Consider the following 14,209-nt stretch of genomic DNA (forward strand, 5'->3'; position numbering starts at 1 on the left):
CGCGTCAGGGCGGGCACTTGACGTGTCAGGCCTGTCCGGCATTCGTCGACAGGAGAACTTTCCCATGCCCTGGCACATCACTCGAGCAGGTGGAGGTCCACGGCCTCCGCCATGAGCGCGTGGCCCGCATCGTTGGGGTGCAGTCCGTCCACCGTCAGCGTCGCTCGCATCGCGTCGGGGTCCGCCGGGTCCGTCAGCACGGCCTCGAAGTCAATCACCGCGTCGAACCGGCCCGCCGTGCGAATCCACTGGTTCACCGCCTCGCGCGTGGCCTCGTTCGCCGCCGTGAAGTAGGGATGACCCTTCATCGGCGTCAACGTCCCGCCATACACCTTCATGCCCCGGGCCCTCGCCCGCTGGATGAGCTGCTCGTAGGCCTGGGTGATGCGCTCGGCCCCGGATGCCGCCCCCGGGCGGCCGATGTCGTTGATTCCCTCCAGCAGGATGACGGCCTTCACGCCGCGCTGGGTCAGCACGTCGCGCTCGAAGCGGCGCAAGCCGCTGGGGCCATAGCCGTCCTCCAACAGCCGGTTGCCCGACAGCCCCGCGTTGAGCACGCCCACGGCGCGTCCGCCTCGCGCCCTCAGGCGTTGCGACAGGCGCGCGGGCCAGGTGCGCTCCTGGTCCGCCGTGGTCCCCACACCATCGGTGATGGAGTCGCCGAACGCCACGACCAGGGACGCATCCGCCACGGCGTCGACGTGCAGCGCGGTGAGGAAGTAGAGGCTGCGCGTGGTGAGCGCGGGCACGAAGCTCGCGGCCCCAGCGTGGTCGCCACGGCCAGAGACATAGGTGCTCCGCGTGCCCTCCAGGTGCCAGGACACGGCCCCCGAGCGCTCCAGGAAGTAGAGCGACACCGCCACATCCCGCAGGCCATCGACCGCGAGCTCCACGGGCTCGCTGGTGGCCGTCCTCCCCGGAGGGATGCTGACGGACGCCGTGCCGGCGAAGCGGACCTGCCGGTCCGTCGAGGGGTCGATGGAGACGCCCTGAGTCCTCAACCCGACGCGAACCGCCGCGACCTGCAAGGGTTGCGTACCGTACTGGTTGCTCAACACCAGCCGCAGCCGGGGGCCCGCCAGCGTGGGCCGCACGAACATGCGCACCGTCTGGTCGCGGAAGCTCGGTCCGGCGAGCTCATCCCCCACCGTGGCCGAGGCCGACGGGTGCATCGGCGCGGTGAAGGCGGGCAGCCAGTGCGGCGAGGCGAGCGACGCCTTCTCGCCACACGCGCACACGACCCACACCATGACGGCCCACCCGAGGTGACACAGGCTCCTGAACAGGCGCGACATGGTGCCTCCCGAGGCTCAGGGCTCTCGTCCAGGCGGAGCCCACCGCACGGCGCGCCGGGTGGCCATCACCCTCTGGCGCCACCAGCAGGCCTGGAGGCGCACGCCGGACCTCCCCCAGACGTGCGACGCGACGTCGAGCGACCTGGCAAGCGCCCCCGAGTGCTCACGAGGCCACGGCGCGACCACCCGCGCCGCGCTGGAACAACCAGGCAGCCCCCAGGAACAGCGAGACGAAGCCCGCGGTGAGCCCCAGCACCTCGGCCGGAGGACTCCACGGCAAGCCCCAGCCCGCGAGCACCGCGACGAGGCCGATGACGGCCTGGGTGACGGCCATCGCGACCAGCGTCCGCGCCATGCCGGCCGCGCGCAGCCGGGTGATGAAGCAACCGGCCACGCCGATGAGCACCACCCCGCCATGGAGCAGGTTCACGCGCGCACCGTCAGAGCCGATGATGCCGACACCGAGGCTCAGCCAGACGAGGCAGGACACGGCGAAGAGCGCGAGGCCGACGGCGGCGCGGTACGAGGTTCGGGGAATCGAGATGGACATGGAGGGTCTCCGGTTCGACGGGCGATGAGCACGGCGTGAAGCCCTGACAAGGTGGCACCTCTGCACGAGGACGGAGGCGACGCTCCCGACCAGCGGTCGGAATCCGCCGCCAGACGTCGCCAGGCGCGGGCGGCCGGCCTCCCCCTGCCTCGTTGATTCCGGAGGACTCCAGTAGACTCGCGCCATGCTTGCTCGCGCGGGCTCCGCCGTCGTGCTGCTCGTGTTCGCGTTGCCGTGGTGGGCCATCACCGGGTTCGCCGACTACATGGCGGGCTCCAGCGTGAGGCGTCAGGCCCAGTCCGCGAGCTGGCCCACCGCGCAGGGCACCATCACCGCGAGCGAGGTGCGCTCGGTCCGCGGCAACAAGAGCACCACGCACGGCCTCGAGCTGACCTACACGTACTCCGTCGACGGACGACAGCACGAGGGCCACAAGTACCGCATCATGACCTCGCGCTCGGGGGACCTCGAGGAAGCCCAGGCGCTGGTCGCCCGGTACCCCGTCGGGGCTCGCGTCACCGTGCACCACGCGCCGGGCGCCCCCTCGGAGGCGGTCCTCCAGGCGGGTCTCGGGGGCACGGAGCTGGTCGTGCTCCTGATACTGCTGCCCTTCAACCTGGTGGCGCTCTGGCTGTTGAAGCTGGTGGTGGGGTCCTTCAAGCCGGAGCCGCCGCTGCTGTCACCCTTCACACGGGAGGACGGCAGCGAGTGCGTGGTGCTCGACGCACCCGACACGGCCACCTCGGTGGCCGTCACCATGGCGACCTCCGCCCTGCTTTGCGTCGTGCTCACGAGCACCCTCGCGGGCGTCAACCCACCCCTGGCCGCGGGCGTGGCGGCCTGGGTCGTCGTCTTCGCGTGCGGACTGCTCGTCGGGCGCCACCTCCACGCCCGGAAGAAGGCCGGCCACTACGAGGTCCGCCTCCACCGCCGGGAGCGGAGGCTCTCGCTGCCGCCCATCCCGGGACGCAAGGCGCGGCTCGACCTCCGGTGGAACGACGTGCTGTCGCTGCGTGTCGAGTCCCAGGTGTCCGCGAAGAACAAGACGCGCTACCGCGTCACGCTCGAAGTCGCCACCGCCGACGGCACGGCGCGACAGGAAGCCGTGTGCGGCCATACCCGACAGGAGCAGGCGGAGGCGCTGGCGCAGTGGCTGAGAAAGGACCTCCAGGTGGGGGAGGTCGCGCTCCAGGCGCTGCGCTCGGCCTGACCCGAGGCGCATCGGGCCACCGGGACGCGGCGGGCGCGTGCACGGAGGCTCGCCCGCCCCATCCATCGCGCCGGGCAGGAGCGGCGAGCGCACGCTGTGGGCCGCGCCCTCCGCGCCTACCCTTTCCCAGGGACGAGCAGGGCGAGTCTGTCTTTCGGGGGTCACATGGAGCGCCTCATCGGAAGCCCCGCGCGAGCAGCATCCGCGCGTGGGGGGTGGCACCGGAGTCGGGCCATGGCCTGGTGGCGCCACTTCACGCTGCCTGGTGCGTGGGTCGCGCTGGTGTTCGCGTGTCTGTCATTCACCCCCTCGCTCCTGCCTCGCGGCGGCCCCTTCCAGGGGCTCGTCAGCGGCATCAGCGCGGTCATCGGCTACGGGCTCGGGGTGGCGGGTGCCTGGCTCTGGCGGGAGTTCGCCAACCGACCTCCGCGCACACCCAGCGCCCGGGCCTGGCGAGGGTTCCTCGGGGTGGCGGCCGTGGCCCTGGCCGCATCCCTGGTGCTGGGCTGGCATTGGCAGGCGAGCATCCGGGAGCGGATGGGGATGCCCCACCCGGGCCGTGCGGGCTACCTGTTCGCGCCCTTCATCGCCGCGCTCCTCTTCCTCCTGCTCATCGGTGCGGGCCGAGGGCTGCGCGCGCTCTCCCATCGACTGAACACGCGCCTGTCGCGCCACATCGGCCCCCGCGCGGCCCGGGCGACGAGCGGGTTCGCGGTGGCGACGCTCACCTTCCTGGTCCTCAGCGGCGTGCTGTGGGACGGGCTCATCTCCCTGGCGGACCGCGCCCTGGCCCTCCAGGACACGACGACCGCCGAGGGTGTGTCGGCTCCACGAAGCCCGCTGCGCTCCGGGAGCCCCGACTCCCTCGTGCCCTGGGAGACGCTGGGCCGCCAGGGCCGCAGCTTCGTGGCCCAGGGCCCCTCGGTGGAGGAGCTGTCCGCGTTCCATGGCGCCCCCGCGAAGGAGCCCATCCGGGTGTATGCCGGTCATGCGTCCGCCCCGGATGCGGAGCGCCGCGCCGAGCTCGCCGTCCGCGACCTGGAGCGCGCGGGCGGCTTCGAGCGCGACTTCCTGCTGGTCGTGACGACGACGGGCAGCGGCTGGGTGGTGCCCGAGTCCGTCGAGGCCTTCGAGTTCCTGACAGGTGGCGACTCGGCCATCGTCTCCATGCAGTACTCGCATCTGTGGTCATGGCTCTCCGTCCTGGTGGACCAGGAGCGGGCGCGCGAGGCGGGACGGGCCCTCTTCGACGCCGTCTACGAGCGCTGGTCCCGGCTCCCCGAGGACCGGCGCCCCAAGCTGTTCGTGTTCGGGGAGAGCCTGGGCTCGTACGGCGGGGAGACGGCCTTCAGCGGCGAGCGGGACCTGGCCAATCGCACCCACGGCGCGCTCTTCGTCGGCCCACCCCAGTTCAACACGCTGTACCGCGAGTTCACCGACCAGCGCGACGCCGGCAGCCCCGAGGTGGAGCCCATCTACCGCGAGGGCCGCATCGTCCGCTTCAGCCGGCGCCCCGGGGAAGAGATTCCCCCCGCCATGGCGCCCTGGGCAGACGCCCGGGTGCTCTATCTGCTGCACCCCTCGGACCCCATCACCTGGTGGAGCCCCCGATTGCTCTTGCGACGGCCGGACTGGCTGCGCGAGCCCCGCGGTGACGACGTCGTGGACGCGATGGTGTGGCTGCCCTTCGTCACGTTCTGGCAGGTGACGGCCGACCTGCCGCTGGGGATGGCCGTGCCGCCCGGCTACGGACACGTCTACACGGGCGAGCACGTCGACGGATGGCTGGCATTGCTTCGCCCCCAGGGATGGACCGGACAGAAGACCGCGCGACTGCGGGCGAGACTGCGGCCGACGCCCTGACCGTGCGGGCTCCTGGCCCGCACAATGACATCCATGCGGGCCACCCCGAAGACAGCCCACCCCGGGGATACCACCAATCCCCTGAGGCATCACACCACCATCACCGCCAGACATTGACCCTTCCGGACCCCAATGAGATACAAACACAACAAGGCGGCCACGCGCCCCGGCTGCCATTGGGAGCCCGCAATGCACAGCACCGCGCCGCACCACTGCAAGACCGTGTCGGAGCAGAAGTGGTCCCTGAGCACGTTCATGGAGTTCTACGAGCGTGTCCTGGGCCCCCGGCTCTTCAAACCCTATGGAGAGCTGCTCGTCCGGGAGATTCGCAAGGACATCCGTCCGGACGCTCCCCCGACGAGCATCCTGGAGGTCGCGTGTGGGACGGGCCGCATCACCACCCACCTCTACGAGGACCTGGCCCGGCCGCTGGGCTTGCGGCTGGTCGCCACGGACCTGTCGAAGATCGCCATCGACATGGCGAGGAAGGTGGTCAGCGAGGAGCTCCGACGGGACGTCGTCTTCCACGCCGACGTGGACATGGTGGACATGCCCTTCGCGGACAACAGCTTCGACATCATCGTCTGCGGCTTCGGGCTGATGTTCCCGCCGGACAAGGCCCGCGTCGCCCGGGAGTTCAAGCGGGTGCTGCGTCCGGGCGGGAAGCTCTACGGCACCGTCTTCCACTACAACGAGCTGTTCGACCTGGCCCGGCGGCAATCCCAGAAGCACTTCGGGACGCCCTCGGCCATCATGGACGCGGCCCTCAGCCTGACCGACCCCTCCGCCATCACCCACGCCTTCTCCCTCGAGGGGCTCTGTCGGGGCGTCAGCGAGGTCGCGACCTCATGTCCCCTCGCCTTCCATCTGGACGACCCGGACACCCGCGAGTTCCTCTTCAACGCCTGCATCCTCCTGGAGGAGTTCAACCAGTGCGACACCCTCACCCGGGAGGGGTACCTGGACACGATGCTCCGGGAGTTCCACGAGCAGGTCCCCACCCGGAACTACCAGGTCAAGGCCTGGCTCCTGCGCGGCCAGGTGGACCAGGCCTGCAAGGAGTCCGTGGCCCCCAGTCCCCGGCCCGACTTCTCGGCCTTGAGCGCGTTCCGACAGCTGCCGCCCCAGCTCGTCGAGAGCCCCGCGGACAGGCCGCTCCCGCTCGCGGAGGCCCAGCTGCTGCGCCCCTACCACGCGATGAAGGCCGCCTTCCTGGCCGAGCACCCGACCTACCCCGAGGCCGAGGTCGAGGCGCTGCGCGACACCGAGTTCTCGCGCCTGGATGCCCTCCAGGAGGCGTACCTGGACCACGTGGGCGGCACGCTCGCCCCGGAGAGCCTCCTGACGCAGGACTACCAGGTGCTCAAGAGCACCATCCTCGGCAACCCGCACACCGGCTCGAAGTCCTCCGACGCGGCCTTCGAGAAGGCCCGCGCGGAGATCTATCGGTTCTTCCGCTGTGCGCCGGAGGAATACGAGATCATCTTCACCCCCAACGCCAGCGGCGCCATCCGCCTGGTGGCGGAGTCGTTCCCCTTCGAGAGCGGCTCGGAGGTCCTGCTCACCAAGGACAACCACACCTCGGTCCACGGCCTGCGCGAGTACGCGAAGTCCAAGGGCGCCTCGGTGAAGTACATCCCGCTGGACAAGGAGCTCTTGATTCTGGACAGCTCGATGCGGCGCTCGCTCGAGAAGCTCGCCCCGGGGCACCCGCATCTGCTCGCGTACCCGGCGCAGTCCAACGCCACGGGCGCCAGGCATGACTTGAAGTGGATTCCGCTCGCGCAGGAGAAGGGCGCGATGGTGCTGTGCGACGCGGCGGCGCTCGTCCCCCAGTCCCGGCTGGACTGCTCGGTGCATCACCCGGACTTCGTCGCGGTCTCGTTCTACAAGATGTTCGGCCATCCGACGGGGACCGGGTGCCTCATCGCCAGGCGCTCCTCGCTTCGCAAGCTGACCCCGCCGTCCTTCGCGGGCGGCGCGGTGTGCTACTACTCGGGCCCGTGGTCTCCCACGGACCGGCTGCTGCACCGTGACGACGGGAAGCGGTTCGAGGTCGGCACGCCCAACTACGCGTCCTTCCACGCCATCGCCCAGGGGTTCGAGTTCCTCTCCCGGCTCGGACTGGATGAGCTCCGCGCGCGGTCGACGGCGCTGGCCAGGTGGCTGGAGACGCGGCTGTTGGAGCTGCGGCACGACATCAAGGCCCAGGCCCCGCTCTGCCGCATCTACGGCCCGCCGCCCGAGCACAAGGGGGCGACGGTCATGCTGAACTTCTTCGACTGCTACAACGCCGTCTTCCCGCACGCCCTGGTCAAGCGGGCCGCCGAGTCCTTCGGCATCACCGTGCGCAACGGGTGCTTCTGCAACCTGGGCGCGGTGCAGCAGGCCACGTACACCACCGCCGGCGCGGAGCACTGCGAGCTCGACAAGACGGAGAAGATCCTCGACTGCAAGACCTTCGACGACAAGATCCTCAACAAGGGCAACTGCGGCGCCATCCGCGTCTCGTTCGGGCTGGGCTCGAACTTCCGGGACGCCTACCGCTTCTACCTGTTCGCGAAGTGCCTGCTGAACACCGAGGGCGCGCGGCTGGCGGACACCCTGGCAGACGCTCCGGTGAACTGAAGGTCCGCGGGCGCGAATCACTCCCGAGCGGGGGGCGGGATGACGTGGGGCCACCCGCCGTGGGCGCACGGTAGCCCCGTGAGCAGGAAGTCGCGCACGGAGGTCTCGAAGTCGAGCCAGAGAGGACCCACGACAGCGTCCAGCCAGCACTCCTGGTTGTGGGCCAGGAGGCTCGCGGCGGTGTGGAGAACGGGGGCATCCTCCTTCACGGCGACGGGGACTGGGCACGCGGCGCCTCACGCGACAACGGGCGGCAGCCACCATCAGGCAGTGACTCCCGCACCCCGCCCAGCCCCGTGGGGACGACCGGGTCAGTTACAGACGGTGGCCTGGAAGTTGTGGTCGTAGAAGTACGCCCACGAGCGGCGCACGTAGCCCGCCGGGTCCGCGTCGTTCACGCCCGGCGTGAAGGTCTGCCAGGTGCCGTTGAACCACTGGATGGAGTACTGGACCACGTCGCAGCCATAGGCTCCCGAGCACTGGGCCGGGAAGTAGTTGCGCAGCAGTCCATTGTCCGTCAGCAGCGACGTGTCATCCGCGCTGGGCACGTTGTCCAGCCCCGCCACCCAGCGGTTCTCGAACGTCGGCCCCGAAGACCAGGACCAGCACGCCGCGGACGCCGTGCCACTGACCAGGACTCCCATCACGACACCCCATCCCAACAGGTTCGTCTTGATGCGCATGGCTTTGCACCTCGTATTCCTTCGGGTTTGTCGTCACGACCAGGCAACGACGCCGAGCACGGACCTCTACCGCGGCCCGACCGCGCTTGAGCGCATTGCACGAATTGCACGACTCAACGACTCAACGACCATGACAAGCATTTCCGCCACATAGACAACCAGTCGCCGGCCCGCGCGCGAAACGATGCGAGGAATTGCGTAAGGGTTATCCAGGGCGCCTGGTCGGAAGCCGCACGTCGCGCTGCGAGCGGACGCCGGCCCGCTTGTTCGCGCCACACCCCAAAAGCAACAAACCTATTAAAACCAGAAATTTGCTCGAAACCCCACAAACACAATAACCTTCGGGGGCCGGTCATCTCGCCGGCACACACACCAAGGACAATCACCCGTGAAGATGAAGTCACTCATCATCGGTCTGGCGTTTGGAGGGATGTTGGCGGCGTGCGGCGGCGCGCCGGAGGAGCTGACGGACGCCGAGGGCACGCTCGGTGAGACGGAGCAGGGCATCTGTGAGGGGTACGCCAATGGGGCGCGGCACTGCACGTTCAAGTGCACGGCCAACGACTGGCGTCACTGGTACGGCTACAACGACGTCGCGTGGGGTCAGTGTGAGGACGTGGCGCGGCGCGACTGCGGCCGCGAGCCGTACAGCGTCTGCTGGAGCATCCCCTGAGCCTGCTTCCCTCACCCCCGGAATCCCTCCCATGAAGAAGCCGACGAATCCCCTGTTGCTGGCGCTGACCTCCGCGATGTTCCTCGCCGCGTGCGGCGCCCCTCCGGAGGAGGCGACCGAAGCCTCCTCGCTGCCGGACCCGGCCTCCGTCGTGATGACGAAGGACCGCGTCCCGGGCGAGGTGAGCGCGTCCTGGACCGCCAACTGTGCCGGCTGGGCGCAGGGCGGCCGCACCTGTTCGTGGCGCTGCCGCAGCACCAGCGAGTGGATGTGGGCCACGCAGACCGTCGCGTACGGCGACTGCAACGCCTACGCGAACAACTTCTGCGGACGTGATGCCTACGCCGTCTGCTGGAGCAGCAACCCGCACCCGTAGTCCCCCGAGGCCGGAGGACCGAAGGCCCCGGGCTCGCTCGCGCGTCCGGGGCCGCTCCACACTTCCTCCACATCCTCCCCGCATCCTGCCCCCACTCGGATTGGCGCTTGGGGCGCCATGCAGGGGGAGATGGTCATGAAGGATGTCAATCAGGGGTGGAACACCGCGGTCAACGTCGATGCCTCGCTGCTGACGACGATGGCGGCCAATTTCGCCGCGGGCGCGCAGGACCCGACGGTCACCTTGCAGCAGGGCTCGGTGACGGTGGGGCTCCAGCAGCTGTCCGTCGCGCTCGACAGCCAGACGGACTCGGTCGTCTTCAGCGTCCCCTGCACGGGCACCGTGGCCCGGCAGGCCGTCGACGGGACGCTGAGCGTCGGCGTCCGGCTGGCGAGCCTCGCCATGGGGTGCGTGTATCCGACGGCCTACCTCGCCACGAACGGCCTGGCGGGTTGTGACGCCAGGGCCAAGGCCCCCTGGACGCTCGACAGCAACGCGCTGACCGTGGAGGTGTGGGTGCGAACCCAGGCGACGCAGGCGCAGACGCTGGTGTCCGTGCCCGACGCGGGCCTCTCGGTGGGAATCAATGGCGGCAGGCCCGTGGTGACCTGGGGAGGCCAGACCTGCGTCGCCCCCGGCTCCGCCGCGACGCTGGATGATGGCCACTGGCACTTCGTGGCCGTGTCCCTCGCCGCCCAGGTCATCACCTTCTACGTGGACGGACAGTCCAAGGGCACCGCGACGCTGTCCTCGCAGCCGCGGACGAACGGGCAGAGCCTGTGCATCGGCCAGGGCCTGGACGGCGAGGTGTCCTCCGTGCGGCTCTGGACGCTCGCGCGCACCGCCGCGCAGCTCCAGCAGGCGATGAACGCCACCCTCCCCCTCCCCCAGCCAGGCCTCGTGGGCGTGTGGACCTTCGACGACGGCCAGGCCGTCAACCAGGTCGACCAGGGCGTGGCCACCCTGCAGGGCGGCGCCACGTGCGTGACGACGGCGGACTCGGGGGACGAGGACGACGCCAAGGCCTGGAACACGCTCTGGTTCCTCGACCCGGAGCACACCTTCACCGTCACCATGAGCCCGAAGTCCGGCGTCTCCGCCCTCATCGAGACGGCGGTGCTCGGTCAGCTCCAGGCGGCCATCACCCAGGGCAAGGCGACCGGCGCGGTGAAGCCCCCGCCGCGCGCGCCCACGACGATGACCTTCTCCCTGACGGCGGGCGACGCCCCGGACCTCATCGCCCTGATGATGAGCGACCACGCGCTCCCGCCGGGCTGGCCCGCGCCGACGCCCTTCCCCTCCATGCCCACCTTCACCACGTCCCCGACGCAGAACCTGGCCATCCTGGTCGATGACACGTTCCTGCTCCAGGAGATGATTCCCGCGCTGGCCAAGGCCATGAAGGTGCCGGAGTCGGACTTCCAGGTGAAGGGGAGCCCTCCGGTGCTCTCGCTCACCCAGCCCGTCACCCTCCACGCGAAGGGGCAGAGCATCCACCTGAAGGCCTTCACCCTCGGCTTCACGGACAAGGGCCTGGCCCTGGTGATGAAGGCCACCGCCTTCCACATGGCCATCCAGCTCACGGGCACCGTCACCCTGACGGTGCGGCAGAAGGATGGCGTGGGGAAGCTCTACTACGACATCCTGGACCCCGAGGTGAGCTACGCCCCGGACTCGAGCGACCCCACGGTCCAGAAGTTCGAGATGCTCCTGGCCCTGCCGCTCGTCGGCGTCGTCGCGGCCCTCATCGTCGCCGTGTACATGGGCATCGTCATGTATGTGATGTCCAAGCTCCAGGACGCGCTCGACGACGCGGATGGCTTCGTCGACACGGGCTCGAAGGGGCAATCGCTGTCACTCCAGCGGGTCGCGTTCGACAACGGCGTGTATCTCTATGGACAGCTCACGCCCGCGAACAAGGGCGCCTCGCGCGGCGCCACGCCGAAGGCCGCGTCCGCCCCCGTCCTCACCGGGTTCAGCCCCGACGAGGGCGCCTCGGGCACCCAGGTGACGCTCACCGGCACGGGGCTCTCCAACACGCTCGAGGTGAGCTTCAACGGGACGCCCGCCGATTACTTCCGCTGCTGGAGCGACCGCCAGGTGGTGGCCCGCGTCGCGGACGGAACCACCACGGGCCCCATCCAGCTCACGACGGCCCAGGGCACCGCCGTGAGCGCCGCGCCCTTCACGGTGGCCGCGCCCCCGACGCTCAGCTCCGTGGGCCCCCCGAGCGGACAGCAGGGCGACGCCGTGAAGCTCTACGGCACGGGACTGCTGTCCACCAAGAGCGTGTACTTCCACGAGGACATCCTCGCGTCCTTCACGCTCGTGTCGGATGACCAGCTCATCATCACCGTGCCCCCGGGCGCCGTCAGCGGCCCCATCACCGTGTCGACGCCTGGCGGCACGGCGACGCAGGACGGCTTCGTCGTCAAGGGAAGCCAGGTGCCCGCCCTCACCGCCTTCACGCCCACCGCCGGCACCCCGGGCACCGAGGTCACCGTGACGGGCGCGGGCTTCACCGGCACCACGGACGTGACGTTCAACGGCGCGCCCGCGGCGTCCTTCACCGTCCTGGATGACCACCACCTCGTCGCGGTCCTGGGGAGCCGGACCACCTCCGGCCCCCTGCGCGTCACCAACAGCCGGGGCACGGGGGTCTCCTCCAGCGCGTTCAACGTCCTGTCCGCGCCGAGCGTCGACAGCTTCTCGCCCACCAAGGGCACGCCCGGCACCCCCATCACCCTGCACGGCTCCGGCTTCGCGGGGGCCACGGCGGTGCACATCGGCACGCCCGGGGTGCAGGTGCCCATCGTCTCGCTCGGCGACACGAGCATCACCGTCACCTCGCCCTCCGGAACGGGCAGCGGCCCCGTGTCCGTGGAGACGCCGGCGGGCATCGGCGCCTCGAAGGACGACTTCCAGGTGCTCAGCGTCGCGCCCCCCGTCCTCACCACGTTCTCTCCGCTCACCGGCGGCCGGGGCACGGCCGTCACCATCACCGGCTCCGGCTTCACCGGCACGACGGGCGTGGCCTTCGGAGGCGTCGCCGCCCCCCTCTTCGAGGTGCTGAGCGACACCGAGCTCACCGCGTACGTGCCCAACAAGGCGGTGAGCGGCCCCCTGCACGTCACCAACACGAAGGCGGATGGCTACTCGCCGATGGCCTTCACCTTCGTGGCGCCGCCCACCCTCAGCCAGTTCGCCCCACCGTCGGGCCCGGTGGGCACGCAGGTGGTCCTGACGGGGACGAACCTGGGGAGCGCCACCGAGGTGCGCTTCGGCAGCGCCTCCTCGGCGCAGGCGGCCTTCACGGTGCAGGGCAACACGAAGCTCACGGCCACCGTGCCGTCCGGCGCGCTCACGGGCGACGTGTTCGTGACGACGCCCGGTGGCAAGGCAGCCACGAAGAGCACGTTCAGCGTGAGCACGAACGTGAAGCCCGTCGTCACCGGCTTCACACCGGACACGGGCGGCCCGGGGACGAAGGTGACCGTCACCGGCAGGGGCTTCACGGCGACGAGCGGCGTCTGCATCGGCGACACCCCGGCGCGCACCTTCGAGGTGAACAGCGACACGGAGCTGGTGGCCGTCATCGACGCGGACACGACGACGGGCCCCATCAGCGTCACCAACGCCGCGGGCACGGGGAGTTCCTCCCAGTCCTTCACCGTCCCCAAGGTCGTGTGGGTGGACGGCTTCACGCCGCCGAATGGAGAGGTCGGAGCGCAGGTGCGCATCCAGGGAGGCGGCTTCACGGACGTGCAGCGGGTCAGCTTCGGGGACTCGGCCATGCCCGCGTCCTTCACCGTGCAGGGTGACACCGCGCTGACGGCCACGGTGCCCTCCGGCGCGGTGCAGGGGCCCATCCAGGTCGTCACCTCGCGGGGCGCGGCGCACTCGGTGCAGAGCTTCCAGGTGGACGCCTCCGCGGTCGCCACCCTCACCCGCGCGACGCCGGGCTCCGGTCCCATGGGCACGCAGGTGACGGTGGAGGGCGCCCACTTCACCGGGACGACGGGGGTGCGGCTGGATGGCGCGGCCGTCGAGCGCTACCAGGTGGTGAGCGACACCCAGCTCACCTTCCTGGTGCCCTCCGGCGGCACGTCGGGCGCCATCGTCGTGGAGAACAGCCGGGGCGCGTCCCAGGGCAGCGTCACCTTCCAGGTGACGAAGGCGGAGGGCTCCATGCCCAAGGCCCTGGCCGGCTAGGCTTGTGCTTCGGGCACGGAGGTCGTCCCCATGGATTCGCAAGGCCCCATCCTGGTCGTGGAGGACGACCCTCCCATCGCCGCGGGCATCGTCCGCGGGCTCAAGCTCGCGGGCTTCCAGGTGACGCTCGCCACCGACGGCTACCTGGCGCTGGAGGCCGCGCTGAAGGAACCTCCCGCGCTGGTGGTGCTGGACCTGAACCTGCCGGGCCCCGACGGCTTCGCGCTGCTCGAGGCCTGGCACCACCGGCTCCATGTCCCCATCATCGTCCTGTCCGCGAGGCAGGAGCTGGAGGCACGGCTGCGCTCGTTCGGACTGGGCGCGGCGGACTATCTGGCCAAGCCCTTCTGGATGGAGGAGCTGCTCGCGCGCATCCGCGCCCGGCTGCGGCTGCCGGAGACGAACGCGCGCCGGGTGCTGACGTGGGCGGACGTGCGCGTCGACCTGGATGCGCGCTCCGTCAGTCGGGAGGACCAGGGGCTGGTGCCGTTGACGCGCCACGAGCTGGACGTGCTCTTGTACCTGGTCGAGCGCCCCGGCCGCGCGCTCACCCGTGAGCAGATCGCCGACCAGGCCCTGCCCCTCAACGAGGAGCGGGACGCGCGGACGGTGGACTCCCACGTGGCGCGCATCCGCAAGAAGCTGGGCCCCGCCGGCGCGCGGCTGCGCACCGCCTGGGGCATCGGCTACCGCTTCGACCTGGAGGACGCGCCTTGAAG

10 protein-coding genes are annotated in these 14,209 nt (G+C 70.3%); 7 read left to right on the forward strand and 3 right to left on the reverse strand.

Translation table 11 applies throughout. The annotated features are described in order from the left end of the window. Positions 1–77: 77 nt before the first annotated feature. Together VZQ01_RS06240 and VZQ01_RS06245 are read right to left on the reverse strand one after the other, a co-directional pair. Positions 78–1,295 carry an SGNH/GDSL hydrolase family protein gene (locus VZQ01_RS06240; RefSeq protein WP_426747157.1) on the reverse strand — a complete coding sequence of 406 codons (1,218 nt, stop codon included), beginning with the start codon at positions 1,293–1,295 and terminating at the stop codon, positions 78–80. 163 nt (positions 1,296–1,458) lie between these two features. Beyond that, the gene (locus tag VZQ01_RS06245; protein ID WP_426747158.1) at positions 1,459–1,845 is read right to left on the reverse strand and encodes a hypothetical protein; all 387 of its coding nucleotides are present in this window, start codon (positions 1,843–1,845) and stop codon (positions 1,459–1,461) included. Positions 1,846–2,029: 184 nt separating this feature from the next. Here VZQ01_RS06245 and VZQ01_RS06250 point away from each other — a divergent pair, with 184 nt between their 5' ends. From VZQ01_RS06250 to VZQ01_RS06260, 3 genes are all read left to right on the forward strand, one after another. Then, a complete protein-coding gene (locus VZQ01_RS06250; RefSeq protein ID WP_426747160.1) occupies positions 2,030–3,055 on the forward strand; it encodes a DUF3592 domain-containing protein in 1,026 nt (341 codons plus the stop codon). 234 nt (positions 3,056–3,289) lie between these two features. Beyond that, on the forward strand, positions 3,290–4,918 hold the full coding sequence (locus VZQ01_RS06255; protein WP_426747161.1) for an alpha/beta hydrolase: 1,629 nt from the start codon (positions 3,290–3,292) through the stop codon (positions 4,916–4,918). 189 nt (positions 4,919–5,107) lie between these two features. Further along, positions 5,108–7,546, forward strand: coding sequence for an aminotransferase class V-fold PLP-dependent enzyme (locus VZQ01_RS06260; protein WP_426747163.1), 2,439 nt, complete (start codon positions 5,108–5,110; stop codon positions 7,544–7,546). Between the two features lie 311 nt (positions 7,547–7,857). Here the strand turns inward: VZQ01_RS06260 and VZQ01_RS06265 are convergent, their stop codons facing one another. Further along, positions 7,858–8,229: a hypothetical protein gene (locus VZQ01_RS06265; protein WP_223748873.1), complete on the reverse strand. Its 372-nt coding sequence runs from the start codon at positions 8,227–8,229 to the stop codon at positions 7,858–7,860. Positions 8,230–8,617: 388 nt separating this feature from the next. Here VZQ01_RS06265 and VZQ01_RS06270 point away from each other — a divergent pair, with 388 nt between their 5' ends. From VZQ01_RS06270 to VZQ01_RS06285, 4 genes are all read left to right on the forward strand, one after another. Beyond that, positions 8,618–8,902, forward strand: a complete 285-nt coding sequence (locus VZQ01_RS06270; protein WP_370640378.1) for a hypothetical protein — start codon at positions 8,618–8,620, stop codon at positions 8,900–8,902. 31 nt (positions 8,903–8,933) lie between these two features. Next, positions 8,934–9,278 carry a hypothetical protein gene (locus tag VZQ01_RS06275; RefSeq protein ID WP_223748872.1) on the forward strand — a complete coding sequence of 115 codons (345 nt, stop codon included), beginning with the start codon at positions 8,934–8,936 and terminating at the stop codon, positions 9,276–9,278. 135 nt (positions 9,279–9,413) lie between these two features. Beyond that, entirely contained in the window at positions 9,414–13,490 is a 4,077-nt protein-coding gene (locus VZQ01_RS06280; RefSeq protein ID WP_426747164.1) for an IPT/TIG domain-containing protein, read from the forward strand. Positions 13,491–13,520: 30 nt separating this feature from the next. Continuing rightward, the gene (locus tag VZQ01_RS06285; RefSeq protein ID WP_223748870.1) at positions 13,521–14,207 is read left to right on the forward strand and encodes a response regulator transcription factor; all 687 of its coding nucleotides are present in this window, start codon (positions 13,521–13,523) and stop codon (positions 14,205–14,207) included. Positions 14,208–14,209 lie beyond the last annotated feature (2 nt).

Source organism: Myxococcus faecalis (assembly GCF_050039385.1).
GTDB lineage: Bacteria > Myxococcota > Myxococcia > Myxococcales > Myxococcaceae > Myxococcus > Myxococcus fulvus.

Bases quoted from the DNA above. Each gene is read 5' to 3' on its own strand.
- VZQ01_RS06275 (WP_223748872.1), top strand. From the start codon at position 8,934: ATGAAGAAGCCGACGAATCCCCTGTTGCTGGCGCTGACCTCCGCGATG.
- VZQ01_RS06250 (WP_426747160.1), top strand. From the start codon at position 2,030: ATGCTTGCTCGCGCGGGCTCCGCCGTCGTGCTGCTCGTGTTCGCGTTG.
- VZQ01_RS06280 (WP_426747164.1), top strand. From the start codon at position 9,414: ATGAAGGATGTCAATCAGGGGTGGAACACCGCGGTCAACGTCGATGCC.
- VZQ01_RS06265 (WP_223748873.1), bottom strand. From the start codon at position 8,229: ATGCGCATCAAGACGAACCTGTTGGGATGGGGTGTCGTGATGGGAGTC.
- VZQ01_RS06255 (WP_426747161.1), top strand. From the start codon at position 3,290: ATGGCCTGGTGGCGCCACTTCACGCTGCCTGGTGCGTGGGTCGCGCTG.
- VZQ01_RS06240 (WP_426747157.1), bottom strand. From the start codon at position 1,295: ATGTCGCGCCTGTTCAGGAGCCTGTGTCACCTCGGGTGGGCCGTCATG.
- VZQ01_RS06285 (WP_223748870.1), top strand. From the start codon at position 13,521: ATGGATTCGCAAGGCCCCATCCTGGTCGTGGAGGACGACCCTCCCATC.
- VZQ01_RS06260 (WP_426747163.1), top strand. From the start codon at position 5,108: ATGCACAGCACCGCGCCGCACCACTGCAAGACCGTGTCGGAGCAGAAG.
- VZQ01_RS06245 (WP_426747158.1), bottom strand. From the start codon at position 1,845: ATGTCCATCTCGATTCCCCGAACCTCGTACCGCGCCGCCGTCGGCCTC.